This is a genomic window from Clostridium porci (genome assembly GCF_009696375.1).
In the GTDB taxonomy this organism is placed as follows: Bacteria; Bacillota; Clostridia; order Lachnospirales; family Lachnospiraceae; genus Enterocloster; species Enterocloster porci.
Window position 1 is genome coordinate 24893 of the sequence record NZ_VUMD01000016.1, and the last position, 26812, is coordinate 51704.

General features: G+C 45.8%; 29 protein-coding genes and 1 pseudogene. 18 read left to right on the forward strand and 12 right to left on the reverse strand.

Annotated features, from left to right (window positions below; all coding sequences use genetic code 11):
- Positions 1 to 4: 4 nt before the first annotated feature.
- The 11 genes and pseudogenes from thiM (at position 5) to FYJ39_RS21725 (ending at position 7054) form a co-directional block, all read left to right on the forward strand.
- A complete protein-coding gene (gene thiM / locus FYJ39_RS15630) occupies positions 5 to 826 on the forward strand; it encodes a hydroxyethylthiazole kinase (protein WP_154473375.1) in 822 nt (273 codons plus the stop codon).
- Positions 813 to 1454: a thiamine phosphate synthase gene (gene thiE / locus FYJ39_RS15635; RefSeq protein ID WP_154473376.1), complete on the forward strand. Its 642-nt coding sequence runs from the start codon at positions 813 to 815 to the stop codon at positions 1452 to 1454. Before thiM ends, thiE begins: the two co-directional genes overlap by 14 nt.
- Complete coding sequence (locus tag FYJ39_RS15640; RefSeq protein WP_154473377.1) at positions 1451 to 2113, forward strand: HAD family hydrolase; 663 nt, start codon at positions 1451 to 1453, stop codon at positions 2111 to 2113. Before thiE ends, FYJ39_RS15640 begins: the two co-directional genes overlap by 4 nt.
- A 90-nt stretch (positions 2114 to 2203) precedes the next feature.
- A complete protein-coding gene (thiD, locus tag FYJ39_RS15645) occupies positions 2204 to 3010 on the forward strand; it encodes a bifunctional hydroxymethylpyrimidine kinase/phosphomethylpyrimidine kinase (protein WP_154473436.1) in 807 nt (268 codons plus the stop codon).
- A 1-nt stretch (position 3011) separates the two neighbouring features.
- Positions 3012 to 3677, forward strand: a complete 666-nt coding sequence (tenA, locus tag FYJ39_RS15650; RefSeq protein WP_154473378.1) for a thiaminase II — start codon at positions 3012 to 3014, stop codon at positions 3675 to 3677.
- A gap of 2 nt (positions 3678 to 3679) precedes the next feature.
- A complete protein-coding gene (locus FYJ39_RS15655) occupies positions 3680 to 4435 on the forward strand; it encodes an ABC transporter ATP-binding protein (RefSeq protein WP_328597568.1) in 756 nt (251 codons plus the stop codon).
- Positions 4432 to 5187 (forward strand): ABC transporter permease, encoded by a 756-nt coding sequence (locus tag FYJ39_RS15660; protein WP_154473380.1) that lies wholly within the window; start codon positions 4432 to 4434, stop codon positions 5185 to 5187. Before FYJ39_RS15655 ends, FYJ39_RS15660 begins: the two co-directional genes overlap by 4 nt.
- Before the next feature lie 14 nt (positions 5188 to 5201).
- Positions 5202 to 6197 (forward strand): ABC transporter substrate-binding protein, encoded by a 996-nt coding sequence (locus FYJ39_RS15665; protein ID WP_154473381.1) that lies wholly within the window; start codon positions 5202 to 5204, stop codon positions 6195 to 6197.
- Between the two features lie 384 nt (positions 6198 to 6581).
- Positions 6582 to 6767, forward strand: a pseudogene (locus FYJ39_RS21715) (MATE family efflux transporter); the annotation flags it as partial.
- A 1-nt stretch (position 6768) separates the two neighbouring features.
- Entirely contained in the window at positions 6769 to 7011 is a 243-nt protein-coding gene (locus FYJ39_RS21720; protein WP_235919864.1) for a hypothetical protein, read from the forward strand.
- Complete coding sequence (locus tag FYJ39_RS21725; RefSeq protein ID WP_456236694.1) at positions 6995 to 7054, forward strand: hypothetical protein; 60 nt, start codon at positions 6995 to 6997, stop codon at positions 7052 to 7054. Before FYJ39_RS21720 ends, FYJ39_RS21725 begins: the two co-directional genes overlap by 17 nt.
- Positions 7055 to 7696: 642 nt before the next feature.
- On the opposite strand, the gene FYJ39_RS15680 is transcribed toward FYJ39_RS21725, so the two are convergent.
- The 3 genes from FYJ39_RS15680 to FYJ39_RS15690 form a co-directional block, all read right to left on the reverse strand.
- Positions 7697 to 7918, reverse strand: a complete 222-nt coding sequence (locus tag FYJ39_RS15680) for a hypothetical protein (RefSeq protein WP_154473382.1) — start codon at positions 7916 to 7918, stop codon at positions 7697 to 7699.
- A gap of 19 nt (positions 7919 to 7937) precedes the next feature.
- Positions 7938 to 8660, reverse strand: coding sequence for a CPBP family glutamic-type intramembrane protease (locus FYJ39_RS15685; protein ID WP_154473383.1), 723 nt, complete (start codon positions 8658 to 8660; stop codon positions 7938 to 7940).
- A 125-nt stretch (positions 8661 to 8785) separates the two neighbouring features.
- Positions 8786 to 9655, reverse strand: coding sequence for a motility protein A (locus tag FYJ39_RS15690; protein WP_154473384.1), 870 nt, complete (start codon positions 9653 to 9655; stop codon positions 8786 to 8788).
- A gap of 681 nt (positions 9656 to 10336) precedes the next feature.
- Here FYJ39_RS15690 and FYJ39_RS15695 point away from each other — a divergent pair.
- Both FYJ39_RS15695 and FYJ39_RS15700 read left to right on the forward strand, forming a co-directional pair.
- The gene (locus FYJ39_RS15695) at positions 10337 to 10954 is read left to right on the forward strand and encodes a recombinase family protein (RefSeq protein WP_154473385.1); all 618 of its coding nucleotides are present in this window, start codon (positions 10337 to 10339) and stop codon (positions 10952 to 10954) included.
- Between the two features lie 753 nt (positions 10955 to 11707).
- Positions 11708 to 15724 carry an exo-alpha-sialidase gene (locus FYJ39_RS15700; protein ID WP_154473386.1) on the forward strand — a complete coding sequence of 1339 codons (4017 nt, stop codon included), beginning with the start codon at positions 11708 to 11710 and terminating at the stop codon, positions 15722 to 15724.
- Between the two features lie 253 nt (positions 15725 to 15977).
- Here FYJ39_RS15700 and FYJ39_RS15705 read toward each other — a convergent pair whose 3' ends face one another.
- The 5 genes from FYJ39_RS15705 to FYJ39_RS15725 are packed head-to-tail and all read right to left on the reverse strand — an operon-like array spanning position 15978 to position 19521.
- Positions 15978 to 16796, reverse strand: a complete 819-nt coding sequence (locus tag FYJ39_RS15705) for a PTS system mannose/fructose/sorbose family transporter subunit IID (protein ID WP_154473387.1) — start codon at positions 16794 to 16796, stop codon at positions 15978 to 15980.
- The gene (locus FYJ39_RS15710; RefSeq protein WP_154473388.1) at positions 16797 to 17543 is read right to left on the reverse strand and encodes a PTS mannose/fructose/sorbose/N-acetylgalactosamine transporter subunit IIC; all 747 of its coding nucleotides are present in this window, start codon (positions 17541 to 17543) and stop codon (positions 16797 to 16799) included.
- Between the two features lie 35 nt (positions 17544 to 17578).
- Positions 17579 to 18049: a PTS sugar transporter subunit IIB gene (locus FYJ39_RS15715; RefSeq protein ID WP_154473389.1), complete on the reverse strand. Its 471-nt coding sequence runs from the start codon at positions 18047 to 18049 to the stop codon at positions 17579 to 17581.
- Entirely contained in the window at positions 18046 to 18474 is a 429-nt protein-coding gene (locus tag FYJ39_RS15720) for a PTS sugar transporter subunit IIA (RefSeq protein ID WP_154473390.1), read from the reverse strand. Before FYJ39_RS15720 ends, FYJ39_RS15715 begins: the two co-directional genes overlap by 4 nt.
- Positions 18475 to 18507: 33 nt before the next feature.
- On the reverse strand, positions 18508 to 19521 hold the full coding sequence (locus FYJ39_RS15725) for an SIS domain-containing protein (protein WP_154473391.1): 1014 nt from the start codon (positions 19519 to 19521) through the stop codon (positions 18508 to 18510).
- Positions 19522 to 19765: 244 nt separating this feature from the next.
- On the opposite strand from FYJ39_RS15725, the gene FYJ39_RS15730 reads away from it, so the two are divergent.
- Both FYJ39_RS15730 and FYJ39_RS15735 read left to right on the forward strand, forming a co-directional pair.
- Positions 19766 to 20512: a GntR family transcriptional regulator gene (locus FYJ39_RS15730; protein ID WP_154473392.1), complete on the forward strand. Its 747-nt coding sequence runs from the start codon at positions 19766 to 19768 to the stop codon at positions 20510 to 20512.
- A 72-nt stretch (positions 20513 to 20584) separates the two neighbouring features.
- Positions 20585 to 21265, forward strand: a complete 681-nt coding sequence (locus FYJ39_RS15735; protein ID WP_154473393.1) for a GntR family transcriptional regulator — start codon at positions 20585 to 20587, stop codon at positions 21263 to 21265.
- A gap of 133 nt (positions 21266 to 21398) precedes the next feature.
- On the opposite strand, the gene FYJ39_RS15740 is transcribed toward FYJ39_RS15735, so the two are convergent.
- From FYJ39_RS15740 to FYJ39_RS15755, 4 genes are read right to left on the reverse strand one after another with little or no spacing between them, the layout of a single operon-like run.
- Positions 21399 to 22412 (reverse strand): siderophore ABC transporter substrate-binding protein, encoded by a 1014-nt coding sequence (locus tag FYJ39_RS15740; protein WP_154473394.1) that lies wholly within the window; start codon positions 22410 to 22412, stop codon positions 21399 to 21401.
- 15 nt (positions 22413 to 22427) lie between these two features.
- Positions 22428 to 23180: an iron ABC transporter ATP-binding protein gene (locus tag FYJ39_RS15745; protein ID WP_154473395.1), complete on the reverse strand. Its 753-nt coding sequence runs from the start codon at positions 23178 to 23180 to the stop codon at positions 22428 to 22430.
- Entirely contained in the window at positions 23180 to 24157 is a 978-nt protein-coding gene (locus FYJ39_RS15750) for an iron chelate uptake ABC transporter family permease subunit (protein WP_154473396.1), read from the reverse strand. Before FYJ39_RS15750 ends, FYJ39_RS15745 begins: the two co-directional genes overlap by 1 nt.
- Positions 24148 to 25158, reverse strand: a complete 1011-nt coding sequence (locus FYJ39_RS15755; protein ID WP_154473397.1) for an ABC transporter permease — start codon at positions 25156 to 25158, stop codon at positions 24148 to 24150. The genes FYJ39_RS15750 and FYJ39_RS15755 overlap by 10 nt, the downstream gene beginning before the upstream one ends.
- 352 nt (positions 25159 to 25510) lie before the next feature.
- Between FYJ39_RS15755 and FYJ39_RS15760 the strand changes: the two genes are divergently transcribed.
- The 3 genes from FYJ39_RS15760 to FYJ39_RS15770 are packed head-to-tail and all read left to right on the forward strand — an operon-like array spanning position 25511 to position 26644.
- Positions 25511 to 25729: a spore coat associated protein CotJA gene (locus FYJ39_RS15760; protein WP_154473398.1), complete on the forward strand. Its 219-nt coding sequence runs from the start codon at positions 25511 to 25513 to the stop codon at positions 25727 to 25729.
- Positions 25722 to 26033: a spore coat protein CotJB gene (locus FYJ39_RS15765; protein WP_154473399.1), complete on the forward strand. Its 312-nt coding sequence runs from the start codon at positions 25722 to 25724 to the stop codon at positions 26031 to 26033. Before FYJ39_RS15760 ends, FYJ39_RS15765 begins: the two co-directional genes overlap by 8 nt.
- Positions 26033 to 26644: a manganese catalase family protein gene (locus FYJ39_RS15770; protein WP_154473400.1), complete on the forward strand. Its 612-nt coding sequence runs from the start codon at positions 26033 to 26035 to the stop codon at positions 26642 to 26644. The genes FYJ39_RS15765 and FYJ39_RS15770 overlap by 1 nt, the downstream gene beginning before the upstream one ends.
- Positions 26645 to 26812: the final 168 nt, after the last annotated feature.

The window sequence follows — 26812 nt, forward strand, 5'->3', positions numbered from 1 at the left end:
AAAAATGTTTCAGACTATGCTTGAAAATGTACGAAAGAATTGTCCGCTGATTCATAACATTACCAACTATGTGACAGTCAATGACTGTGCAAATATCGTGATTGCCTGCGGCGCATCCCCTATCATGGCTGATGATAAGGAGGAAGTTGCGGAAATCACTACGATCTGTTCCGGTTTGAACATCAATATCGGTACACTGAATAGCCGAACGATTGCATCCATGCTGATTGCAGGCAAACGAGCCAACGAACTGAACCATCCCGTTGTGTTAGACCCCGTGGGAGCCGGTGCATCCAAACTGAGAACCGAAACCGCCATGCAGCTTCTCGAAGACGTAAAGTTCTCCGTTATCCGTGGTAATATCTCTGAAATTAAAACCTTGGCTTCCGGCAGTGGCACAACAAAAGGCGTGGATGCTGACGTAGCAGACAAGGTGACGGAAGAAAGCCTCGATGATGTGATTGCTTTTGCGAAAGCATTTGCAAAGAAAACCGGAGTGGTCATTGCCATCACCGGTGCTATCGACATTGTAGCAGACAGCAATAAGGCTTACTGCATCCGTAACGGACATCCAAAGATGTCTTCCATTACCGGAACGGGTTGTCAGCTTTCTGCTATGACTGCGGCTTTTGTAACTGCAAATCCCGATCATCCTTTGGAAGCTACGGCTGCTGCTGTTTCTGCTATGGGTTATGCAGGTGAGGTGGCTCACAGCAGACTCACCGAAATGGATGGCAACTCTACCTACAGAAATTACATCATTGATGCGATTTACAATATGACCCCAGAGATGCTGGAGAAAGGGGCAAAATATGAAGTGCGATAAAAAAGCAATGCTGCTCTACGCTGTCACGGATAGAGCTTGGATTGGCAAACAGAGTTTGTACGAACAGGTGGAGTCCGCCTTGAAAGGCGGTGCAACTTGTGTTCAGCTCCGTGAAAAGGAACTGGACGATGAAACATTTCTGAATGAAGCTATGGAAATCTCGGCTCTGTGCAAACGGTACGGCGTTCCGTTCTTCATCAATGACAATGTGGAAATTGCAATCAAGTGTCATGCTGACGGCATCCATGTTGGACAGGAAGATATGGAAGCCGCACAGGTTCGCCAGAGAGTTGGCAATGATATGATGATCGGTGTTTCTGCACACTCGGTTGAAGAAGCTCTGGAAGCTGTCAAGAACGGCGCAGATTGTCTTGGCGTAGGTGCAATGTTTTCCACATCTACAAAAACGAACGTAAATGTTCTGCCGAAAGAAACGCTTCGTGATATTTGTGCTGCTGTTGATATCCCTGTGGTTGCCATCGGCGGCATTGGTAAATCCAACATTTCTCAGCTTGCTGGTACTGGTGTAGATGGTGTTGCATTGGTCAGTGCCATTTTCGCAGCTGATGACATCGAAAATGAGTGCCGTTTGCTTCGCAAGCTGTCAGAAGAAATGGTGAACGCATGAAGATAAAGTGTGCGATCTTCGACTTTGACGGAACGCTCTTCGATTCCATGTTCATTTGGGACAGTATTGGTGAAATCTATCTCCGTTCCCTTGGAAAAGAGCCGAAACCATCTATGCGTGAAGATGTCAGACCACTGAGCCTTTATCAGTCCGCCTGCTATTTCAAGAAAGAATATGACATCTCTCTTTCTGTAGAGGAAATTATGGCAGGTGTCAATCAAACGATTGAGCAATTCTACATCCATGAGGTTTTACCGAAGCCCGGTGTTGTCGATTTCTTGGAACAGATGAAAAAAGCTAAGATCCCGATGTGTATTGCAACGGCATCTGACCGCTATCAAATCAAAGCTGCTCTTAGCAGATGTGAAATGGAACACTATTTTGAAGCAATCTTCACTTGCAGTGAAGTTGGACATGGTAAGGATGAACCTGTCATTTTTCAAAAGGCAATGGAACATTTTTGTGCTGATCGTAGTGCTACCATTGTTTTTGAAGATGCCATTCATGCTATTCAGACAGCCAAAGCTGACGGTTTTGCAGTAGTCGCAGTATTCGATAACAGCGAGAAACGGCAAACCGAAATCCGTGATCTGTCAGATTGCTATATTACGGATTTTGAACATACAGAAGAATTTTGGGAGCTTGCTTCGGCTGAGTAAGCCGAAAGCTTCAAGCGGCACATTGGGGGCACCACCTTATGCCGCTATATAAAACGATGCTGAAAACGAAAGGAGTACAAAACTATGAAAATGAAAACAGCATTGACCATTGCAGGAAGTGACTGCAGTGGAGGCGCCGGTATTCAGGCAGATATGAAAACAATGACCATGAATGGTGTTTATGCCATGAGTGCAATCACAGCACTGACTGCGCAAAACACAACCGGCGTGAGAGCAATTCAGGAATCAACACCAGATTTTCTGAAACAACAATTGGATGCGATATTTGAAGACATCTATCCCGATGCCGTAAAAATCGGAATGGTAGCATCCAGCGAGCTGATCCGTGTCATTGCGGACAGACTGAGATACTATGATGCCAGGAACATTGTTGTTGACCCTGTTATGGTGGCAACCTCCGGCTCTGCCCTAATGAAAAATGATGCAGTTCAGACCTTGATTGAAGAATTACTGCCTCTTGCCATCCTCATGACTCCAAACATTCCGGAAGCACAAGTTCTTTCCGGTCTGACCATTGAAACAAAAGAGGATATGGTGACTGCGGCAAAGCAAATCGGAGACAGCTACCATTGTGCCGTTTTGCTCAAAGGCGGACACAGTATCAACGATGCCAACGATTTGCTTTATGCAAACGGAGGGTCTCAATGGTTTGAGGGTAAGCGTATTGACAATCCCAATACCCACGGCACAGGATGTACACTCTCAAGTGCCATTGCATCCAATCTTGCCAAGGGATTTACACTCGCTGAATCCGTTCAGAGAGCAAAGGACTATATCTCTGGTGCTTTGGCAGCAATGCTTGATCTTGGAATGGGTTCCGGTCCGATGAACCACTTGTTTGACCTGAATAGTAATTACATGAAGGAGGCTGAGTAATATGACCAATTCTGTATCTTACCGCCTTCATGATGCGGCAGCTTCCATTTGGGAAGCGTGCCTGAAGCATCCCTTTGTCACCGGCATTGGTGACGGAACGCTTGCCGTAGAGAAGTTCCAGCATTTCATGTTGCAGGACTACCTCTATCTGTTTGACTATGCACGCGTTTTTGCCTTGGGTGTGGTCAAGGCCAGAGCTCCCGAACTGATGCGGACTTTTGCCGCCAATGTGGACGCTATTCTGGGTGGTGAGATGAAGATCCACCGTGCCTACATGAAACGTCTTGGTATTACAGAGGAGCAGGTATTTGCGGTGAAACCTGCCCTCGATAACCTCTCTTACACCAACTATATGCTATCTGTTGCAAGCTCCGGTAGTCCCATGGAAATCGTTGCCTCTATTCTCGCCTGCTCCTGGAGCTATGCGGAGATCGGACAGGCACTTGCCACCATCCCCGGCGCAGCGGAGCATCCCTTCTACGGTGAATGGATTCAGGGCTATGCCGCTGAGGAATATGCCGCTACGAATCAGGCTTTGATTGAATTGATGGATTCTCTGGCGGCAAATGCCACCGAGGAGCAAATTGCATATCTGACAGAGGTCTTTGTCAACTGCAGCCGGTATGAGCTGGGCTTCTGGGATATGTCTTGGGAAATGCGGACATGAGTATTCTGAGCTTCGACAACGTTTCCTACCAGTACCCCAGTGAGGATTTTGATATCATCGACCGGCTCTCCTTTTCCGTGGAACCAGGCTCTTTTCACTGCATCATCGGCATCAGCGGCTGCGGCAAGAGCACCATTTTTCGCATGACCAATGGTCTGCTGAAGCCGAAGGCCGGCAACATCAGTGTCAACGGCAGCCCCATTACCGGGCAAAACCATTACTGCGGCTATATGCCCCAAAAGGATATGCTGTTCCCATGGAGAACGATCGGCGAAAATCTGGCGCTTCCTTTGGAGATCCAGCGGAGGTATACAAAGTCAGAGCAGCGGGAGCTGATTGATGCAGCCTTGGCAGATGTGGGTTTGGATGGCTGTAGGGACAAGCGTCCGGACGAACTCTCGGGCGGTATGCGCCAACGGGCCGCTTTTGCCCGTACTATGCTCACCGGCAGTGATCTGCTGTTGTTAGACGAGCCTTTTTCTGCACTGGACTTCCTTACCCGCATTTCCATGCAGGAGTGGCTTCTGGATCAGTGGCAGCGCCATAAAAAAACGATCCTGTTCATCACCCACGATGTGGAGGAAGCCGTATTTCTGTCTTCCAGCGTATTGGTAGTGGAGAAAACGCCGATTCACACGCTAAGAGAGATTCCGGTTCCCATGGACTATCCCCGCACCCGGCAGGATTTGACCCGCCCGGATATCGTGGAGCTGCGGGAGCAGCTGGTGGATATGCTGAGAAAGCAGGTGACGGAATGAAGAAAGCCTGTAGAAGCAATCTTCCGGCCCTCATTTTCCTGTTTGCCTTGCTGATGCTGTGGCAGCTTGGGGCGATGAAGGTAAACGCTGCCTATATTATGCCTACCCCCATTCAGATCCTGCAAAAGCTATGGGAACTGCGTACTGTGCTGTTTACCGTACATCTTCCCGCTACCATGCTGGTCACTCTTGTGGGGTTGGCCATCTCGCTGGTGTTTGGCTTGGGTCTTGCCATACTGATGGATGCCAGTCCATTTTTCCGGAAAGCCATGTATCCGGTGGTCGTGGCATCCCAGACGATCCCGACGACTGCCATTGCGCCGTTGTTCGTGCTTTGGTTCGGCTACGGCATCTGGAGCAAGGTGCTGGTGACAGTACTCATCACATTTTTCCCCATTACCATCACAGTATATGACGGTTTGCAGTCTGCAAAGGTGGAAATGACGGAACTGCTGCTGACCTACGGCGCAACAAAGCGAGATATTTTTTTCAAAATCAAAGTCCCCTGTACGCTTCCATACTTTTTCTCCGCTATCAAAATGGCCATTCCTATGAGCATCATTGGTGCTGCCATCGGTGAATGGCTGGGTGCGCAAAGCGGTCTGGGATATTTCTCCCGGCGCATGATGACGCAGCTGGATGGCGCAGGTGTCTTTGCGCCTATCGTACTGCTTTCTGTAGTTGCGATGCTGGCTGTGGCGCTTGTAGCATTGCTGGAGAAAAAAGTTGTTCGCTGGCGGGGAGAATTTTAAGAGAGGTTATCATTATGAAACGTATATTATCTATCCTGTTAGTTTGTGTGCTGTTACTTTGCGGATGCAGCACAACAAACAATAACGGAAATTCTGACAAATTAAAAGAATTGGACGTGGTACTGGACTGGTATCCCAACGCTCTGCACGCCTTTATGTATGTAGCCATTGAGAAAGGATACTATGAGGAAGAGGGTTTGAAGGTAAACATCCAGTTCCCATCCAACTCCAATGACGCTATTTCTCTTGTGGCAGCCGGACAGGCAGACATTGGCCTGTACTATCAGCAGGATGTTATTCAGGCCCGCACAAAGCAGAATGTTCCTGTGAAGTCCATCGGAGCTGTCGTGCAGGGGCCGCTGAATATTGTGCTGTCTCTGAAAGAAAAGAATATTACCACCGCCGAAGATTTGGTGGGCAAGACCATCGGTTACGCCGGTACGGAGCTGTCGGAGGCATTGATCCGCAGTATTATGAATTATGTGGGTGCTGACTATAGTGATGTGACCATGATTGATGTCGGCTTTGATCTGATGAGTTCAATGACTACCGGAAATGTGGATGCCACCATCGGCTGTCTCGTCAACCATGAGGTTCCTCAGATGGAGGAAGAGGGCTTCGCTGTGAATTGGTTTGCTTTGGATTCATATGGCGTCCCCTCCTACTATGAGGGTGTGTTCCTTGCCAATGATGAGACTATCGCTAATGATAGCGAGATGCTCAGTGCTTTTTTGCGGGCATCTGCCAAGGGATTTGCCGATATGAAGGCTAATCCGGAGGAGGCACTACAGATCCTGCTGGCCAACCAGAATGAAGAGAACTTCCCTCTGTCTGAAACAGTAGAACGCAAGAGCATGGAAGTTTTGCTGCCTATGATGGAAACTGCGGATGCCTCTTTCCTGTCCCAGTCTGATGAATGCTGGCAGGAAAACATTGACTGGATGCTGGAGCAGGGCCTCATTTCTGAAACGGCCGCTCTGGATGAAGTCCGCATCAATCTGGTGTACTGATGATGGCACGCTGTGTAATTATAGGCGGTGCGGACATCAATAATTAGAAAGCTCTAACTGAGCAACTAAGCAAACACAAATAAAAGAGCATCGGAGGACTGTGCATCGCAATGCACTGGGGCAGATTCTCTGCTCCTCGGTCGGATAAGATGTCGAGTGCGCTCGGTTATGAAAATAACCGGGCGCTGATTTTTTAGAAAGGATTTGATAACAATGAACTTATTGAAAGACAACATCAAAAAATGTATTTTAAGTACCTTGCCGCAGCCTTTGGCTCGTCGCTGAGCAGTACGATTTACGGTTTTGTGGATATGATCGTGATCGGCAGATACGAAGGCCCTGCCGGATGCGGCTAAGGCTGGCATTTCTCCTATCTGGAATATTATTTTCAGTTTAGGCTTATTATTTGGTATCGAAGGAAGCGTTTATTTCAGCAACATCCGAGGCAGGGAACAAAAAGACGGCGAGAATGAAAACGAATACTTCACCGTTGCTACCATTGGTGCGGCATTTTTCGCAGTGCTTTGTACGGTTATTTTCGTTTTCTTTGACAAGCAGATTTTGATGCTCTTTGGTGCGGATGAAGCATTTCTTCCGAAAAGTAAAGAATATCGTTGTTACCGGCTTTTCCTCTTTCTTTGTAGATGTGGCAATGGGTATTGTCACTGCCCTGCTCAACAACCAGATTATGAAATACACCGGTGCAGACGCAGATCGCCAGTCACCGCAGGCAGCAAAAGGATGCTGCCACACAGATCTTCTCCGGTCTGGTGAAGTGTGCGGACTGCGGATGGCCGATGCGTTTCGGTACTAACAGTCAGAACAAGAAACCGTACAGCCATTACATTTGCAGTTAATATGGGCAAGGATTAAGACAATGTTCTGCCCACTATATCCGACTATATCCGCTATGACTACCTCTACCACTACGTTCTGACAAGAATACAGGATTTATCGAGACAGGCACAGTTGGATGAACAGGCACTTCTGCATCGGCTGCTGAAAGCGAGTGACCAGGAGATTGCCTCCAATGCAAAAAGGCAGAGCGCAGAGCTTACAAGAGCCGAGAAACGCAGAACAGAGGTTGACCATGACTTCTTACTCCTTGTGTTCGCAGGATGCTTTGCAACAGAGAGTATTTTGTGGCGCTCAATTTTGATTACAGCGGGAATCATTATCTTTTCTTGCGGAATATGGGTAGCACTATATCTTGAGCGAGAATCTGGTTATTATAAATGTGAAAAATGTGGTCATATCTATGTACCAGATGCTGCAAGCCACTCTTTTGCCATGCATTTGGGAAAGACACGCTTCATGAAGTATCCAAAGTGTGGACAAAAAGTTGGCAGAGAAAGGTTCTAACGAAAGAAGGCAAAGAATAAGACTTTCAGTTTGATAAAACTCCCAATTCATCCAGCCCAAAGCTGCCGTTGCAGAAGCCATTCCCACAACGGCAGTTTTTATTTTCTCCTGAGCCGGAAGTTCAAGCGTTTTGGATTTCAACTGTGCGGCAGTGAGCGTTTCAGAATAGAGGTTCCCTTCCGCATGGCGGTGCTGGCGGATGGGTGTGCCTCTAATCTTCCAGAAAACTCGTTCCTATCCCAGAAACGGGCAGTTGCATGGCGGTCTATGTAAATCTCCGTGTCATCATAAAGGTAGCGTTTGGTATTAGCAAAATGCTCTACGGAAATCGTGCATTTGTCTTCCTTTCTCATAAGCATATTTGCGATATACCCCTGGCTATAAAAGGAACAATATTCCAGCCCCCAACACATCCGCAATGGAATGTGATAAAAAGAAGGGGTATAGATTTTTCCTTCCGCTTTTTTCGTACAGAACATAATACAGAGTACCTAAAAGCAGCCCAATACCAGCTGCGGATACCATGCCTTGATAGGTGTGGAAGGAAAAACGCACAAGAAGAGAGAATAAAAATGCGCCTCTTACTTTTTTCGGATTAACGCATAGGCACATACCTAGGAAATAAATTTCCTCATATATTCCATTTAACAGGGCATAGATAAGAATCGAACCATCAATCACAGGTAAGGAAACCGGGACGGCTGCGCTCATTACCGCATCATAAGCGCCAATCTGTACATAGGAGACTACGATAAAATAAAGGTCCATCATCAAAGCGGCTACAGCAAATAAGCCTACGGAATACAACGTCGTTTTAGGCGTAACATGTATCCTCCATTGAGAAAAATCAAAATTCCGCAGCCACAAATAAAAAAGGGCAATCAGCAGCAATATAAGCTGCAGCATAAAAGCGCCATAATTATCTGCCGCAGAAAACTCAACCGCTTCCTCAAACGAGCCGGTATCGGTATTAGCGAAATAACCCCTAGTAGATGTACAGATCGCATTTCCAAACAGGATTACAGTGAGAATGCCTATATCCCACCATCTTAGCTCCCTAACTGGTTCTTTGTTCCTTTTTAATCGCTCTAGCAGTTTCAATGTTTCCTCCTTATGTTATAATTCTTTCCGCCTAGGCGGCAATGCAGCAGAACTCTTTTTTAAAAAGGCTCCGCTCCTTTTTGAACAAGCCGGCCAACAGCCTATATGTTAAAAATCACGCTTCTCTAAAGCCGTTCTTGCTCAAAATCAGACTTTTTTAATACATACCGCTTTCTTCCCAAAAGGCTCTCGTCCCCTCTGTAGGCATCCTTTTCCTCCAGACGAGAAAGCGCCTTGTCCTGCAGAGACTTTTTAAGCGCAGCCAAAAGATGCTCTCTTAAAAATTTAGGATGCTCTCCTCTTTGAATGCCAATAACCCCTTCTATAACAGCAGAACAGTAAAACGCCTCCTGCCTATGCCGTACCCGGAGCTTTTGAGCAATCGGATGAAATATCAGGTTTGCCAAAACAGAGCCGTAGAAAGTGGTAATAAGCGCCAAAGACATATCTCTGCCCATGCTGAAGGTTCCACCCATGCCAGGTTCCATGCCCTTTAGCATATTGATCAAACCAATCAAGGTTCCTATCATACCAAAGGCCGGGGCATAGGTGGCAGCCTTCTCATAGAATCCTGCCGCCCGGTCATGACGGTTCACCATATCCTCCAGCTCCTTTTCCAAGACGCAGCGTATCTTCTCCGGCTCCTGTGCGTCCACAGCCATCAGAAGGCTTTGCTTAAAAAAAGGCTCCTTTATTTCCTCTGCCTTAGACTCCAAAGCCAACAGGCCATCCTTTCTGGCCAATATCGCCAAATCTACCAGCTGATCCACAAGCTCCACAATATCATACCTGTTACCCCTAAACAAAACTCTTATGTGTCCTGGAATATCACGCAGGATGCTAGAAGAATAGCTTGCGACAGAGGCTGCCAGAGTGCCTCCTGCTACGATTAAAAAGCTGGAAATATCTATAAAATTACTGACACTTCCAATTCCAATGCCATTGATAATCAATAAAAAGCCTGCCGCAATCCCAATCATTGTCATTAAATCCATACTTTTCCCCCTTGTTCATTATCTGCTTTTTCCAGCAGTATGCTCATTCAGAAGCCTATTTTTAAGCACTGTCCGCAACTAACGGTTCAAACGTTACAGGCTCCTTAATACAAATCGTATTCTTGCGTCACCAATTATGAGAATTCGTATTACTCAGCCTTTCCATCTGCAATCTTAACGATTTTTTAACTTATGAACAAAGTATATCAAAAAATATATTATATTTCTACTTAAATATATCTTCTTTTCATCATAGAATCTCAAATGCAGGCACATGAAGGATTGTGCTTTCTAAAAATACCGATTCTCCTATGATTTGTGAAAAGCACTAAAGCATTGCCCCGCAACAAGTCCTTGACAAACCACAGACTCTTGTAATCACTGATAGATACCCTTCGATCATTCTGATTTAGCATGTTACAAAAGCAAATTTCTCGCTCAAAGCCTTCCAATATAGTAAAATGAAAGCTCCCTTATCAATCTGCCTTTACACAGAACCATTTTCTGTGAGAAGCAGAACCGGCTTCTTTTATTTGTCCGGTCGAAAAGGCGTTAGCATAGAAACGCTTACAGCCATGTAAATATGGGTATACTGGGACTATCAGACAGAGCAAACGGTTTACAGCTCAGCCGAAACATGGGGAAGGATTGCGGAGAAATATATCAATTATGGAGGAAACCATGGAGAGAACGACATACGGGTATATCCGTGTTTCAAGCGCCGATCAGAACGAGGATCGTCAGGTAATCGCTATGCGGGAGCAGGCGATTCCAGAACAAAACATCTACACAGATAAGCAGTCCGGAAAGGATTTCGATCGGCCCCAATATAAACGCCTTGTAAAAATGCTGAAAGCAGGCGATCTGTTATATCTGTTGAGCATCGATCGCCTGGGGCGCAACTATGAAGAAATACAAAACCAATGGCGGCTTCTGACAAAAGACATTGGGGTGGATATCTGCGTGTTGGATATGCCCCTTCTGGACACCCGGAATGGAAAAGATTTGATGGGAGCCTTTATTGCAGACCTGGTACTGCAAATCCTTTCCTTTGTAGCCCAGAAGGAACGGGAAAACATCCGAAAACGTCAGGCGGAAGGGATTGCAGCAGCTAAAGCCAGAGGCGTGGTGTTTGGCCGGCCCTTTGTAAACGCTCCAGATGATTTCCTTCAGATCGTAACAGAGTGGCGAAAAAATAGTATCCCTTTTTCCGAAGCCTTAAGCCGCAGTGGTCTAAGCTCATCCACCTTTTACCGCCGCCTGAGAGAGCAGCAAATGGTAAAAGCTACCAGAGAATAGCATCAAATGTCACAATGTACACCTTTTGATAGCTGCCAATATACATAAAAAATAACATATAAACTCTTTATTTTCAATATAATTTTATTAATTTTCATCCTCTTTTTGTCTAACTAAAAAGGGGAATTTCTACCATTTGCATCCTGGGGCATTTTATCAAAAGGTGTACTTTTTGACAAAGTCTGTATGAGAGTGTCCCAAAGGTACTTCAAACTCAAACTTGTACCTGATATAGATATATTAATAAATCTATTATTAAATATTATAAATTCTATATAGTATCATTCCAAAAATTAGAATGACTTTTGAGACACTACCATAAATTTATAGCAGGAGGTGAAGAAAATTATAACAGTCAAGTACCGAGATAGCTCATCATCTGATCAGATGATAGGGTATCATCCAATCAAAGGAATTTGACCTTCTGAATTTACCGGAAACAAACCGGAATTCCTAATCTATCCGGCCGTTGGTATCCCAGACTCTTTAAAAGGATTTAGCTTCCGGAACAATGTCCTACATTTCTCAAAGGAAGCTTCTCTCTAAAAACGAAATAAAGCTCTGAACTGCCTGTCAGCCCTATTTTCGCCAAACAAATAGCAGCAACCAGAGCCAGCCTTTTAATGTATCTTTAGGAAAGGGCGATTCTATAAGGTGTTCCTGCCTAAGCAATCACGAAGTATTAAGTTTCTTTTTGGTTATACCTACTGTTAAACAGCCTATATTAAAAATCTTGCGAAGAGAGGAAAAACTATGAAAAAGCGTGTTTTATCATTTCTGCTATGTTTTATAATGGTGATGACACTATTTTGCAACAAACTTCCAGCCTATGCCAAAGCAGGCAGCTCCCAAGAAACCGGCACAGAAAACCTAGCAGAGGAAACGAATCTAAAGGGAACCTCTTCAGAGGCTCGAAGAAAGGAAGCTGACAGCCAGCCCAGAAAAGAAACGGCAGAAAGACAGGAAGCGGATCTAAAATCAAACAGGAGTTCTTCCAAGGAAGAAGGATCGGACACCGAACCAGCCACTCCTTCTTCCGGTAAGAGGAATACTGACGCTGAATCAGCCACTCCTTCTTCTGGAAAACGAATGAAACGGACAGCAGAGACGGATTGGGCTCTGCCCCAGGCCGGACCTCTTGCAGGCAGCTCTACCACAGGCCAGCCCATGAACGGGGGAACTGGAGGAAGTCAGAACTTCCGTATTCCCGCAATCATTACCCTGCAAAATGGCTGGCTTATGGCGGCGGCTGATACCCGCTGGGGAACCGGTGGTGACGGCGGAGGTCTGGACACTATTGTCAGCATCTCCAAGGACAATGGCGACACCTGGGAATACAGCTTCCCCATTTATTTTCCCGACAGCAACGGCTATGCAGGCAATCGGGCTACCACGATCATTGACCCGGCTCTAATCCAGGGAAGCGACGAAACCATCTATCTAATCGCCGATGTGAACCCTACCGGCGTCACAACTATGGGCGGCTTTAAAATGCCGGGTGCCGGCACCGGCTACATCAACATAGATGGTGTAGAGCGTTTGGCTCTGACTAACAACTACAGCAAAGTCAACATTTCTCCTACTAATAGCGATATTACCTCTTATCCCTACTATGTTGGCGATGTGGGCGAGAATGGTTATTCACCTGTAATCGACCGTGCCACCAGTCAGCCCACTGAATATGTAGTAGATGAATGGTTCAATCTTTTCAAAGTAGGAGAGGACGATTCCATCCTCGTACTGACGCAGAAGCAGGTGAACACCTCCCAGGATATTAAGCAAAATGTGTTCTACAAGGGTTCCGATCTCCACGTCTACAATACCGGCTATATGTGGCTGCTCACATCAACAGATAATGGAGCAACCTGGAACATGAACGATCTGAATCCCCAGATCAAGCGGAACACCGAGACCGGCCTGCTGGTTTCTCCAGGCCGTGGCACGCTGCTTAGGGACGGCACCATTGTTATTCCGTTCTACAATCACTTTGATTCTGCCAGCAGCACTCCTAACCTTGAACATTCCAGCTTCATCTGGTCCAAGGACGACGGCGCCACCTGGCACAGAACTGAAGATGTACCCGGAACCAACGGCTTTAGCAGTGAGTGTGAACTGGTTGAATTAGACGACGGCACCCTGCGTCTGTTTGTCCGCAGCAGCCAGAACGCAGTCGCCTATGCGGACGCAGTCTGGGATGGCGAAAACTATGTATGGAACACTGCGGTCGTTTCCACCGGCGTGCCGGCACGCTCCGGCTGTAACGTCTCCGCCATCATGTATTCCCAGCAGATCGACGGCAAGGACGCAATCTTGGTCGCTTGCCCTGGCAATCCCAACAGCCGTTCCGACGGCCGTATTTACGTATTCCTGGTGGATGATGACAATTCTATGACCCTGGGCTATACCTTTGCAGTCAATAACGCTTATTTCGCTTACTCCTGCCTGACCGAGCATGCTGACGGAAAGATCGGGCTGTTATGGGAACATAAGGGATCGGCCATTACCTACAGTATCTATGACATCACAAAAATTGCCTTAAAAAGCGCAATCAACGGAGAACGCCGGCTGACGGTCCCTCTGTACGGAACCCTGACTGAAAGCGCCTATGGAGGATTTGAACCCGATCCTATGCCCGATGGCTCCATACTTTCCATTGATACCCAGGAGTCCAGCGAAACTATGGCTCTTTTGGGAAGCAACCATACCTTTAGCGGCAAATCAATTTCTCTTAGGGATTGTCTGTACACCTTTACCGGCGATAGTATTAAAGGCTGGACCGTCAGAAGCGTCAGCAACAACAGCATTTATTTAAACCACAGCGTCAAGGCTGGCCAGCCAAACTCCAACACGCCTAAAACGATTCAGGTAGAAGCTGGGCAAAAGGAAGGATTCTCCCTTAAGACAAAAGCTGCCAACAATGCTGATACCTTTCTGTATTTCTGGAAGAATGAGCAGGTTGGCAAAACATACAGTTTTGACCGTCAGGGAAATCTCGACCAAAGCGGCAAAACCGACTTCCTGCTTTATCATCCAGCTGACGGGGAAAAAGGCAGCGCTGAACTTCCCGGCTATGTCAAGGTGACCGATAAGGACGCTATCGTCAGCGGTGAACGTTATCTGGTGGTGTCCCATGTAAACGACAGCTACTTTGTCCTCCATCCTACCTTCAGCATTACCGATCGATACGCCCATGTGGCAAAGGCAGGAGGCGCTGATACAGTTATCCAGATCACCTACACCGGCCTTAAGGACGGCTCCGTTACCTTTACCGACAAGGTAAGCGGCTATAAATACATCGTCAACATTATTGCTCCGAACCTGGTGGAGGTACCGGTAAAGGCAGGGGATACTGTGACCTTCGATCTGAACCGTACAGAGGTCACTCACAAGGCAGATGATACCATCGCCCTTGCAGAAGCCGCGACTACCAAAGTTACCACCACCTATAACGGCTGCCAGGGCAATCTGGGTGCAAATTCCAGCTATACCGATGCCGCCGTGCCCATGAGCAAAGCTCTGTATACCTTCACTTCCAAAGACGGCGGGACTTCCTATAAGGTTTCCGGACAGACGGTTGACGGCACCCCGGTATATTTGAGCCTTCGCGATGGTCAGGCCGGCTATCCCCAGACCTTTGACGCCGCCAATGCCGGTACGATTTCCCTGTCAGCAGACGGAAGCGGAGGCTTCTATATACGCAGTAACACAGACAGCTACAGCGGATACCTGCATTTCCATCATCAGGATGCCAAGGCATTCCGTTTCGACCAGCAGAAGAACTTCGAGACGTTGGATCAGCTTAAGTTCCAGCTTTTCCGTCCTGCCAGGGAGAGCGAGCCGCACGGCGAAATCCCCGGCTATCTGCAGGTGACTGACGCAAAAGAGATTGTCAGCGGCCAACGCTATCTCATCGTTCATAAGGTTAATGGAGCCTACTATGCTCTATATCCCTCTGCCAGCGCCGGCAGCTATTATAGCCACGTCATCAAGGCAAATCTTGGCAGCGGCATCGTCTCCGATACCATTACTGACACCTTTCACACTCTAACCATCACGGGTGTTGCCCCTGGCGTCACTGACTTCATGGTAAACGGAGTGGTTTACCGGATCAGAGTTACCGCTGATCAAAGCTCCGAAGCGGAAGCAGCTACCAGCTCCAATACCGGAAATCTGACAGTAATCAGCTCAGGAACAGATGACGGCAGCGTCTTAACCTTTACAATTATCTTAGACAAGCCGGAGGTTTCCGGTACCTTTGGAGATATGACCTTTACCAGCGGAATTGCCAGCTTCACCCTAAAACCCGGAGAGAGTAAAACGGCAGCGGGCCTTCCTGCAGGGACGTTCTATTCCGTAGAGGAAAAGGGCAACCACAATTATAGCCTGGCTAAGACCAATACCTCTGGCACTATTAGAGACAGCGCAACCGTTCTTGTAGCCTTTGAAAGCTATAAAGGAGGCTCTGGCTCAAGCGGTCAATCAGGAAATTCCGAAACAAGCAATGACGGTGGAAGCAGCCTTACAACAGAGACACCCAAAGTACCCCTGAAAGCCACCAATGCCATAAACGGCCTGATTCCAATCAGAAGCAGCTTCACCTTTTTTTTGAGGAACGCAAACGGGCAAACGCTGCAGGTAAAAACCAATCAGGGAGCCAGCATCACCTTGGACACCCTGATGTTCAATCAGACAGAACCCTTTACCTACTATCTTCTCCAGCATCTGGGAATGATAACAGCATCAGCTACACTACCATATCCTATAAGATAAAGGAGGCCTGCCGCTACAGCCACGCAGCCAGCGCGGTATATGAGAAGGTTGTATCAGTCAATCACAATGAGGAACATGTATTCCGCTCCTATGCCTATACGGACTGAAGCAACCCGGATTTATGTCCCCAACACATGGAAAAAGTAAGGAAGGCATCCCTCTATGACACCGGAATTTCGGCGTCATAGAGGGATGCCTTATTAACCTGTTACATGCCGCTATCACACGGAGAATGACGCTTTATAACAGTAGACTAGAATATCCCAATCCCACACCCCAGGATACAGAACACAAAAATCCCAAGAATAATAGCAATGGTTTTCACATTCCGGTTAAACAGCCAGACACACAGAAATGTGGCTCCCAAAGGAAGCAGGCCAGGGAATATCTGGTCGAAGATGGACTGCAGCGTTGTCTCTGTACCAGAAAGGTTAAAGGTCAGGGAGGTCTGCAGCGTCACCATGGTTCCAATCATGGCTCCAATAACAGCAAGTCCCAGGATAGACGCCCCGTAGGACAGTTTCTCAATAAGATGATTTTCTGCCGAATGTTCCAGGAATATGGTTCCCATCTTGTACCCTGCGTTACCAGCGATATACTTTGTGAGGAAATGGATTGCCGTGTACAGAAAGAAATACAAAAGCGCTCCCAGTATGCTGCCCTGCTGGGCAAAAGCAATGCCAATGCCAGCCGTAATGACACGGAATGTTCCCCAGAAGAAGGAATCTCCAATACCGGACAAGGGCCCCATAAGTCCCACCTTCAGATTATTAATGGACTCCTTATCAAAATTATCCGTCTTTGCACATTCCTGCTCCATTGCTACCGAAAGATCAATGACGAAGGGAGATACATGCGGCGTGATATTAAAGGTTTCCGTATGCCGGTGCAATGCTTCGAAATAGTCGTCGTCCTTTGGATAAATTTTCCGTAAGGGCTTCTCAATGGAATACATAAATCCATAGGCCATCATTTTATCAAAGGACCAGGAGGACTGCATGGTAAAGGATCTTAAGAATACACTGCGCAAATCCTTCTTTGTTATAAGGGAAGTTTCTTTTGTTTCCTTCATTTAAAAATCCTCCTCCTCTTCAAATTTCATATTTCCCACAGCAATTAGGGCCATGCAAAGGCCTGCTACCGCAACGCCAATCACATCCATTTTTATGTACATAACCGCGATAAAGCCCAGAAACAAATAGGGCATCAGCTTTTTATTACCCATCATCTTGATTAAAAGTGCAAGTCCCACACAGGATAGAACACCTGCCGCCACATCAAACCCATCCAGAACTACCTGGGGAATCAGTTTGATGGCCTCGTTGATGCTACCCGCACCAAAATACATGGCAAAAAATACCAGCAGCATGGAAGGAACTCCTACCATCAGAGGCAGCGTTATGAGATGCCACATATTGGCCCTTCTTAAATTCCTCTGGGCCAGCGCTTTTTCTATCTGCTTTCCTCCCCAACTTGCACCAATAGCATAGCAGCCATTTCTCCACATCTGCAAGAATATGGACAGCGGCAGAGCCAGGGCAACCGCTGTCCCCACTCCTTCTCCACTTTGAATGGCAATGGCTGTTCCCAGCACACTGGAGGCATATACCTCCGGCGGGGTAGCGCTCCCTACCATGATAGAGCCCATAAACATCAGCTCCAGAGTGGCTCCTATCATGATACCGGCCTGGAAATCCCCAAGTATCCAGCCTACTATGGGCCCAGTAAACAGCGGACGCCCCATCATAGATGCCCCAAATGTATATTCGTCAATAGAAGCCAAAAAGGCCACAATTGACACAAGTATCGCCTGAAGCATAATCCCTTCTCCTTTCTACTACTCTCATATATCCCTTATATCAATGACATTGCGTCAATCTCTTTGTCCGTAGGTACAGCCCGGCATTCCACTACTACCCCAGCCTGTACCATGACACGGATATTTTCAGCATCATGATCGTCTATAGCAAGGGAATTGGTGATGGCCCTGCGTCCCTCTGTCTTTTTCATATTGCCCAGATTAATGTGATCCACCTCCTTCACATTCTCTGCCAGCTTCAACGCGTCATCCGTATTCCCTACAATAACAAATATTTTATATTTACCCGTTTTATCCCCGTTTAACAGGACAATGGCGTCTTCTACGGACTTTATGGAAAACTTAATTCCGGCAGGCGCGGCCAGCTTAAGGGTGGCGGCACGTATCTTGTCTGCCGCAGCATCATCATTTACAACCAATATGCAGTCAGCCCCCAATGAATTGGTCCATGCAAATGCCACCTGCCCATGTACCAGCCTCTCGTCAACTCTTGTTATCTTAATCATGCGAAATCCTCCTCTCTTTCTTCTGAGATCCGCTTCATCCGATCATTGATGAACACACACCCATCCCTGGCTGACTGCATTCCCTGCCGAATCAGTTCCTCTGTCGCCATGGCACTGTCCAGCATAGGAACCATAGCCAGCAGCATAGGAGCATTGACCCCGGCCAGAACGTAAATCCCCGGACGGGAAAGCTGCCTGGAGAAAGCATTGGACACACTGCCGCCCAGAACATCCGTCAGGACTATCAGCTCATCCCCCTCCTCCGCCCCATCCATGACAGCTGCTACTTCTCTGTCCATATCAAAATCCGGCGTGGTATATGCATTCAGGATTTCTACCTTATCATTTCCGCCCAGAACAAAATCCATCATCTGCTTCAGTCCTCCAGCAAATTCACCATGAGTCGTAATCAATATCCTTCTCATCAGGCCTTCTCCTTTATCTGGTTCATATTCTAATTAATACTCTACTGTCCTGTAATATCTGCGTATGTCCAGGCTGTGATTCCTCACATGTTCAAAATGGGCGCTGACCCGCTCTAACTGGGTAGACATCACCATGGGAGAAACATACTTCCTCATATCAGCGTCAATCCCCTCCAGAGAGTAATCCTTTGTATCCCACACCTGCACCACATCCGAATACTTCCTGACAAACTTCTCTACTCGTTCAACCAGGCAGCGTGTCTCATCCTCACCCTTAAAGAGCATAAAGCTCATATTCTTATCGGTCATCTCCACAGTACCGTGGAAAAATTCCGCTGCATGGATGGACTTGGTGGGAATCCAGAGCATTTCCTCTAATACGCACATGGCAAAGCAATAGGTCTCTCCCCAGGTGTTTCCAGCCCCCACACACATATGGAACCCTGTATCCTTATGCTTTTCGGCAAATGTAAGCGCTCTCTCGTCATTTTCTTCCCGCACCTTTAGCAGTACTTCCGGCATCTTCCTGAGTGTTCCTATAAACCGCTCATATTCCGGGAATTCTCCGTTACACATCATCAATCTGGCTCCCAAAGCAAACAACTGTATATGCAGCTCCTCCACCAGATTATCATTACATGCTGCATTCTCTACCACATAATCTGATACAGCCGCCAAAGGAGTTGTCCTGTCCCCCACAAAGGAGATGACCGTTGCTCCCACACTCCTGGCATACTCCGCTGCCGCAATGGTTTCCTTCGTCGTTCCTGATAGCGAAGAGGTAATAAACAAAGAATCCCTGGTCAGCGACTTGGGCTTTGCTGCCAGGAGTTCTGCCGCAATCTCATGATACCATATCAGTGTGGAGTTTGTTTTTAACATATAGGCCAGCGGACTGATGATAGCATAGGTTCCTCCAGTTCCAACCAAATAGATATTTTTATATCCCAAATCACTTACCTTATCTGCAATTTTATTAATCTCATCTATCCTGGAAACCGCTCCATTTAATGTTTTTAAGAAATCCTCATTCTGAAAACCGTACATTTTCATCCTCCTTATAATTTAATCAGCTGAATTTAATCTGCTATTTCAGATTGCGCTTGTACAAACCATCTTATATTTTTAATATACCAACATCATTCAGCTTTGTCAATACTATTTTAGAACCAATTCTATTTTATTTTATACTAGTCTTTATTTTTTATTTCTTTTTCCTGAAAATATGATATAATAAAACGAGAGCAGACAATAATGGCGGATAATAAATACCAGAATTGGGAGGCAGCAGATGCAAAAACAGACAAAAACAGAAACAGTCACCCAGGCACTGAAAAACCGTATACAGGCGGGCATCTACCCTTACGGAACCGCACTTCCTGCCGAGCGCGACCTGGCGGGAAACTTTGGCCTCAACCGCTCAACCGTAAGGGCTGCCATCCAGGCCCTGGTGGATGAAGGATTGTTAAAAAAGGTTCAGGGTAAGGGTACGTTTGTTATGTGCCATCCAAAGGATGATAAATATACACATTTCCGCGGTATGAGCGAATTACTTAAAAATAATGGATATACCCCTTCCTCCAGAATTTTATATACCGGCTGCAGTGGAGCCGGTTTCAAGCTATCCCGTCTGCTGCAGGTGGACGAGAACACGGCTTTGTACCGCATCATGCGTTTACGCCTTGGGAACGGGCAGCCTGTATCCATTGAAAATACCTTTGTTCCATATAAGCTGATTCCTGATATTGAGAAAATTGATTTTCAGATTTATTCCCTTTATGATGCGTTTGCCATGAATTCCCTGCGTATTGCAGATATAAAGCAGGTTTTTTCCACCACCCGGGTACGCAATTCAGAAGCAAAGTACCTGAACACGGAGCATGGCAGCCCGGTGGTATCCATAGCCATTACTTCCACCAGTAAAGAAAATGGAATCATTGAGTACACCAACGCGCTGGTACTTCCGGAATTCTGCAAATTTTATTCAGACGGCATCATCCAGGAGAACAAGCTTAATGTATATGCCCAGTCCAATTAAACCACTATGATTTTTTAAGATACCAAAATGCACCCATCTCATCAAAGCTTTTAAACAGAAAAGGAAACCAGTATGCCAAAAGTTTTCAATCTTCTAAGTTACGACATCGCAGAATATATAGAAAGATACATTCACGAACACAGACTGCAGCCTGGCAGCCGCGTGCCAACGGAACGGGAACTGGCTGCCCAGCTGGGCATTACTCGTGTCAGCGTGCGCCAGGGATACCAGCGTCTGCTGGATCAGGGCGTCATTCGATCCGAAAACGGATACTATGTAAACCCTCCTAAAATAGACCGCTCCCTGATTGCCTATTGCTTTCCCTATGCAGATCCCCTTTTAAGACCAGAGGAATTTTCCGTAAAAACCACTGAATATATGCCAAAGTCTATCCGCAATATATGCAACAATATGCTAAATGCTAATGACCATTCCCATCTGAACATGAACCGTTTTATAGAATATCTGTCCGATATTCCTGTAGGAATTACCTATACAGCCCAGACAAGCACATCCATGCTGTCGTTTCCCGGACTATTTTATGTCCGTTCCATTCCAGAGGGACTGAAGCAAACTCAGTATATGCGGATTCATCAACCCAGCCGGACCGAATACCAGCTATTGGGGCTGAATGAATATGACAGTATGCTAATGCTAGTAAATGGCTTCCAGTATGAAAGCAGCCCTATTGCTGTCAGTGTCTCTCTCTGCGTTGGAACCAGGATGAACCTGATTACTTCCATTACCATATAAATTTATATGTACCAATCTTCTTTCATCACAATCCCTCTCATAACATATCCACTAAAAGCAGGGCTTAATCAGGCAAAACAACAAAGGGGCATCTCGCTGTAATCCGAGATACCCCTTTTTGATTTATCCTACATTATTTTGCAAGCCCTTCTTCTAAGTCCTGCAGCATGATATCCAAAGCTGTGATTCCACCCTCGGCAGTGTACCATACTGCCGGATGGCTGAGGTATACGATATTTCCCTGTGCGTATGCCTCTGTCTTTTTAATCAGCTCATTTTCAATAATTTCTTTGGCTGCTTTTGCTCCTTCCGTCTGTATAGCAGCATCCCTGTCCATTACAAACATGTAGTCAGGATTTAAACCAAGAATCAGCTCAAAGGAGGACTCGTTGCCATGGGCCGCTGTGGAGGCCTCTTTATCTTTCTTTTCTTTTTCATCCTTTTTACTTGCTGCTATATCAATTCCGATATTTTCAAATCCAATATCCGTGGCAATCATTGCCAAACGGCCATCATTCCCCAGCACATTAAAGCTTCCGCTGGTTGTCAGCCCAAGAACAGCCGTCTGCCCTTCGCTATCTTTTTTCAAAGCATCAATCCGCTTGCCGAATTCTGCCATTTTAGAAGCGACCTGATCTTCCTTTCCGAAGATTTTTGCGATTGTCAAAGCATTGTCCTCTACGCTCTTAACCAATCCCTTCTCTGCATCCGTTGCCAGATAAACGACAGGGGCGATTTCCGCCAGCTGATCATAGGATTTGCTCAATCTTCCGCCAATAAAGATAATATCTGGGTCAGCCTTCATAACCGCTTCTAAATCAGCCTCTTTGATGGTGCCTAATTTTTCAATCTTATCATTGTTAGCGTAGGACTGGAGATACTCTAAGGAAGTTTTGGCGCTTCCCACAACCCGCTCTCCCAGACCCAGATTATCAATAATATCTAAGGACGCCATATCAAGAATCGCGATGCGTTCCGGATCATATGGAACCTCAATTTCTGTTTTCTCCCTGCTTCCGTTAAGTGAAGTAATCTTAACGGTTTTTTGATTCTCAGCCTGGATTGTTTCATCCTTTGGCGCTCCGGTGCACGCTGATAAAGCAAGCGCCATTAGCAATGTCATGCCTAGTGTTATCATTATTTTCATATGTCTTATCCTCCGTTAATAATAAATAGATAATGGTTTTCCTTCAATTCTCATAATTTCAAATTCTACATTATAGATTGAAGAAAGAACTTCTTTCGTCATAACCTCATCCACTGTGCCAAACTTAGCAACCCGTCCGTCCACAAGTGCACAGATGTAATCTGAATAAAATGCCGCATAATTGATCTCATGTAATACCAAAATTACAGTCTTATCTAATTCATCGCATAACCGGCGGACGATTTTCATCATATTGGTTGCATGATAAATATCCAGATTATTTGTAGGTTCATCCAGCAATATGTACTCTGTATCCTGAGCAATCACCATTGCAATATAGGCTCTTTGGCGCTGGCCACCGGAAATTTCATCAATAAATTGGTGCTGAATATCTTGCAATTCAAGATAGGCGATGGCTTTTGAAATAATTGCCTCATCTTCCTCTGTCAGGCGGCTTCCAGAATAAGGAAACCGCCCAAAGGCCACCAGCTCCCGGACTGTCAGCTTCATCTGGATGTTATTGCTTTGGGTAAGGATCGCTATTTTCTTTGCTAGTTCCTTGCTTTTCCATTTCTCAATATCTTTTCCGTTAAAATCCACGATTCCTGCGTCCCTGGCAATAAGCCTGGCCAGCATATTGAAAACAGTGGATTTTCCAGCCCCGTTTGGCCCTATCATAGAGGTAACGGCCCTTTTGGGAATTTCAATGCTAATAGAATCAACAACGGTTTTACTCCCATACCGCTTTGATAGCTTATCAATGATCATTATGATACACTCCTGTTCATCAGAAGCAGATATAGGAAATACACTCCTCCTGCTACTGTAATAAAGATACTGACCGGGATCTCATAGGAATATATCCTTTCTACAATCGTCTGGCCTCCCAGTAAAACCAGCATTCCAAAAAGCACGGAGCCTGTAACCAGATATATGTGGCGGTATGTTTTCAGCAGCTGCCGGCCAAGATTTGCTATAATCAGGCCTAAAAAGGAGATTGGCCCAACCATGGCCGTTGCAACAGCAATACATAAGGTAACTCCAAGCAAAAGCTTCCTGACGCAGTGGTCGTAATCTACGCCAAGGTTGACTGCCTGATTCTTTCCTAATGTAACCACATCCAGTAATCCCAATTCCTTTCGCAAGGCAAATAGGATAAGGGCTAACACAAAGACTGAAAAAAGTATAATCTCTGTATTTATATTACTAAAGCTTGCCACCAAGGTTGATAATAAGGCATCATACTCATTTGGGTCCATAATTCTTGTCATACTGGTCTGCACACTGGAAAAAAAGGAGGTTAACACCGTTCCTATCAATAATACATACAAAATATTGTAGTTCGTTTTCTTGAACATATAGCTATAGATTCCGGTGGCTACGATCCCCATTAATATCAGGTCAAATATAAAGGCTATGTTATCATTTGAGGCTATTACACTGGAAGAACCTGCTGCAAATACCACAGCTGTATGAATCAGGGTATACAGAGAATTCATTCCAAGCAAGCACGGCGTTACAATCCTGTTATTGATGATAGACTGGAATACAATAGAGGCCCCGCCAATGGCAAAGGCTGCTATAAGCATAGCTAATACCTTTGGCGCCCTTATCCCCATGGAATACCTGAACAATTTAGAGTTTCCAAAATTCACCTCCAGCAGCAAATAAGCAAGAGCTGAGGCTATAACCAGCGCAGCAAGTATGATCAGCTTACGTTTATTTTTTTGATGAGTCAGGAACATTTATTATCACCTCCCATGAATAAGCGGATTGATTTCCTGCCATGGCGCAGCCGATAGAACAACAGCCCGATAAAAAGAAAGCTGCCAATTATTCCAATAATCAAATCAATCGGCAATTCGTACGGAAAGATAATTAACCTTCCTAAAATATCACAAACCAAAACAAAGATAGCGCCAAACAAAGCGGTGTCAATGAGAGTTCCTCTGATTCTGTCTCCCTTTAGGATGGCTACGATGTTCGGTACAATAAGGCCGATATAGGAGATAGAACCAACAACCACAACTACGCTGGCCGTTATCACCGCCGCAATCGTCAGTCCCATAAACAGCACCAGATTATAAGGCACGCCCAGGTTTTTGGCAAAGTCCTTACCCATACCAACAATATTGAAATGATTCGCAAAGATAAAAGCCAGCGCCACAAGGGGAACCGTAAGATACACCAGCTCAAAGCGGCCTCTGAGCACAAGGGAAAAATGCCCTACTAACCAGGTGGAAAGAGCCTGAGTCATCTCATACTTATAAGCGAAATAGTTTGTAATTCCTCCTATAATGTTTCCAAACATAATCCCTACTAAGGGAACCATAACGGTATCCTTAAACTGTATCCGCTGTATGAACCATACAAATACCCAGGTGCCCAGTACTGCTGTTGCAAAGGAAAAAAGGGCTCGATCCCAAAGAGTTGCTTTCGGCAGAAACAATAATGCCATCAAAATACCAAACTGCGCAGAAGAAATCGTAGCTCCGGTTGTAGGCGATACAAATTTATTCATGCACAACTGCTGCATAATCAAACCGGCCACACTCATTCCAACACCTGTACACAGTATTGCTAACAGACGAGGCAGTCTGGAAATCAGGAATATCTCAAGTGGCTCTGTATCGCCAGATAAAAGGGCTGCTGGTTCTACTTCCAGGACTCCGATAAATAAAGATACGGCAGAAATAAGAATCAGAATAATTGTTAAAAATATAGTCGTATAGTACTTTTTAATCATACTCCTCCTTTCTCATAAGATTTTTGTTATAACTAAATCTTGAGGTTTTACTGTTTCGCTATACCAAATGATGATTGCCCTATATAAGTTAGCACAAACTAATCAAGATAACAAGTATTTTTTCTTATATTCTTTGTTGTTGATAAAAAGTTTCGTTTTCCCTTCGCTTATTTTATCCTGCCGGCGCTCTTCCACCAGAGGTTCTTACATAAAAATTTATTTGTAGAAATTTTCCTAAAGCTGTAGACTTCTGGACTGTATGACAGAATTTATATACTCTAATCGGCTTTTCTCATGCTCATACTAACTATGAAGCCAAACGGCAGCAGCAACAATGAAAGGAGTGTGTTCAATGAATTTTTGCGATTGTAATTCACAGCCAACGGCCCAGAAAGAAACATGGGGCGATAAGTCTGCCTCCCCTGGACCTGGCCTTCAGCTTGGTATTGCTACAATTCCCATGCAGCCATGGGAAACTCCCTATACGCCTGCAAGGGCATTGAAGCAGGGTACTATGTTCCCCTGTCTGGATCTTCCGTTTTTTGTAACAGGAGGTGAACTCAATGGCTGACCGCTGTAGGCTTCTTCAGGAAATAAATGAAGTCAGTTTTATTGTGAATGACTTAACCCTTTATCTGGATACCCATCCTCTGGATGCAGACGCCCTGGACGCATTCAGCCAGTCTATGGCAAAGCGGAGGCAGCTTTTGGATACCTACGCAAAGGAATTTGAGCCTCTCACCCTAAACTGTGTGTGTCCTGACACGAATAATCAATCGGAAGCTCATACAAACTACCCGGGCCAAAAGCATTTCTCCTGGACTGACGGCCCTCTGCCCTGGGACAATCAGGATGAAAAAGGAGGTGGAAAATAATGTGGATCTATGAAAAAAGGCTTCAATTTCCTGTAAAAATAACTCAAACCTGCCCTAAGACCGCATCTCTGATTATCAGCCAATTTGGCGGGCCTGACGGAGAATTAGCTGCCTCTATGCGTTATCTTTCCCAGCGCTATACCATGCCATGCAAGGAGGTGGGAGGACTTCTGACAGATATTGGAACAGAGGAGCTGGCGCACCTGGAGATAATATGTGCTATTATCTACCAGCTGACCAAGAACATGACGCCAGAGCAGGCTAAAACAGCAGGCTTTGATGCCTACTATATTGACCACACGGCTGCTCTCTGGCCTACTGCTGCCGCAGGCGTACCCTTCAATGCCTGTGAATTCCAGTCTAAGGGAGATGCCATCACAGACCTTCATGAGGATCTGGCTGCAGAGCAGAAGGCCAGAACCACTTATGATAACCTGATTCGTGTTATTGAAAATCCGGAGGTAAGAGAACCCCTTAAGTTTCTCAGGGCACGTGAGGTTGTGCATTTTCAGCGATTTGGTGAGGCCCTGGAAAAGATTAAGTCCAAGCTTAACGAGAAGAACTTTTATTATTTCAACCCAGAGTTTGATAAGCAGTTTGTCAATAAGTAAAAATCGTTCTGAAACCCTTTCAGACTAATCCTTCAGAACGCTGTAAAAGGGCTGCAGCAATATAAAACTGCGATTCGAACCTGAACAAAAATCACTAAAAAACACGGTTTAAGAAGCCTTTATAGCTACTGAAACCGTGTTTTTGTGCAGTTCGGAGATATCCATAGT

Bases quoted from the DNA above. Each gene is read 5' to 3' on its own strand.
- tenA (WP_154473378.1), top strand. From the start codon at position 3,012: ATGACCAATTCTGTATCTTACCGCCTTCATGATGCGGCAGCTTCCATT.
- thiE (WP_154473376.1), top strand. From the start codon at position 813: ATGAAGTGCGATAAAAAAGCAATGCTGCTCTACGCTGTCACGGATAGA.
- FYJ39_RS15755 (WP_154473397.1), bottom strand. From the start codon at position 25,158: ATGATTAAAAAGTACTATACGACTATATTTTTAACAATTATTCTGATT.
- FYJ39_RS15760 (WP_154473398.1), top strand. From the start codon at position 25,511: ATGAATTTTTGCGATTGTAATTCACAGCCAACGGCCCAGAAAGAAACA.
- FYJ39_RS15690 (WP_154473384.1), bottom strand. From the start codon at position 9,655: ATGGATTTAATGACAATGATTGGGATTGCGGCAGGCTTTTTATTGATT.
- thiM (WP_154473375.1), top strand. From the start codon at position 5: ATGTTTCAGACTATGCTTGAAAATGTACGAAAGAATTGTCCGCTGATT.
- FYJ39_RS15740 (WP_154473394.1), bottom strand. From the start codon at position 22,412: ATGAAAATAATGATAACACTAGGCATGACATTGCTAATGGCGCTTGCT.
- FYJ39_RS15735 (WP_154473393.1), top strand. From the start codon at position 20,585: ATGCCAAAAGTTTTCAATCTTCTAAGTTACGACATCGCAGAATATATA.
- FYJ39_RS15705 (WP_154473387.1), bottom strand. From the start codon at position 16,796: ATGAAGGAAACAAAAGAAACTTCCCTTATAACAAAGAAGGATTTGCGC.
- FYJ39_RS15715 (WP_154473389.1), bottom strand. From the start codon at position 18,049: ATGATTAAGATAACAAGAGTTGACGAGAGGCTGGTACATGGGCAGGTG.
- FYJ39_RS15750 (WP_154473396.1), bottom strand. From the start codon at position 24,157: ATGTTCCTGACTCATCAAAAAAATAAACGTAAGCTGATCATACTTGCT.
- FYJ39_RS15710 (WP_154473388.1), bottom strand. From the start codon at position 17,543: ATGCTTCAGGCGATACTTGTGTCAATTGTGGCCTTTTTGGCTTCTATT.
- FYJ39_RS15640 (WP_154473377.1), top strand. From the start codon at position 1,451: ATGAAGATAAAGTGTGCGATCTTCGACTTTGACGGAACGCTCTTCGAT.
- FYJ39_RS15765 (WP_154473399.1), top strand. From the start codon at position 25,722: ATGGCTGACCGCTGTAGGCTTCTTCAGGAAATAAATGAAGTCAGTTTT.
- FYJ39_RS15660 (WP_154473380.1), top strand. From the start codon at position 4,432: ATGAAGAAAGCCTGTAGAAGCAATCTTCCGGCCCTCATTTTCCTGTTT.
- FYJ39_RS15770 (WP_154473400.1), top strand. From the start codon at position 26,033: ATGTGGATCTATGAAAAAAGGCTTCAATTTCCTGTAAAAATAACTCAA.
- FYJ39_RS15695 (WP_154473385.1), top strand. From the start codon at position 10,337: ATGGAGAGAACGACATACGGGTATATCCGTGTTTCAAGCGCCGATCAG.
- FYJ39_RS15680 (WP_154473382.1), bottom strand. From the start codon at position 7,918: ATGCTTATGAGAAAGGAAGACAAATGCACGATTTCCGTAGAGCATTTT.
- thiD (WP_154473436.1), top strand. From the start codon at position 2,204: ATGAAAACAGCATTGACCATTGCAGGAAGTGACTGCAGTGGAGGCGCC.
- FYJ39_RS15725 (WP_154473391.1), bottom strand. From the start codon at position 19,521: ATGTACGGTTTTCAGAATGAGGATTTCTTAAAAACATTAAATGGAGCG.
- FYJ39_RS15700 (WP_154473386.1), top strand. From the start codon at position 11,708: ATGAAAAAGCGTGTTTTATCATTTCTGCTATGTTTTATAATGGTGATG.
- FYJ39_RS15665 (WP_154473381.1), top strand. From the start codon at position 5,202: ATGAAACGTATATTATCTATCCTGTTAGTTTGTGTGCTGTTACTTTGC.
- FYJ39_RS15720 (WP_154473390.1), bottom strand. From the start codon at position 18,474: ATGAGAAGGATATTGATTACGACTCATGGTGAATTTGCTGGAGGACTG.
- FYJ39_RS15730 (WP_154473392.1), top strand. From the start codon at position 19,766: ATGCAAAAACAGACAAAAACAGAAACAGTCACCCAGGCACTGAAAAAC.
- FYJ39_RS15745 (WP_154473395.1), bottom strand. From the start codon at position 23,180: ATGATCATTGATAAGCTATCAAAGCGGTATGGGAGTAAAACCGTTGTT.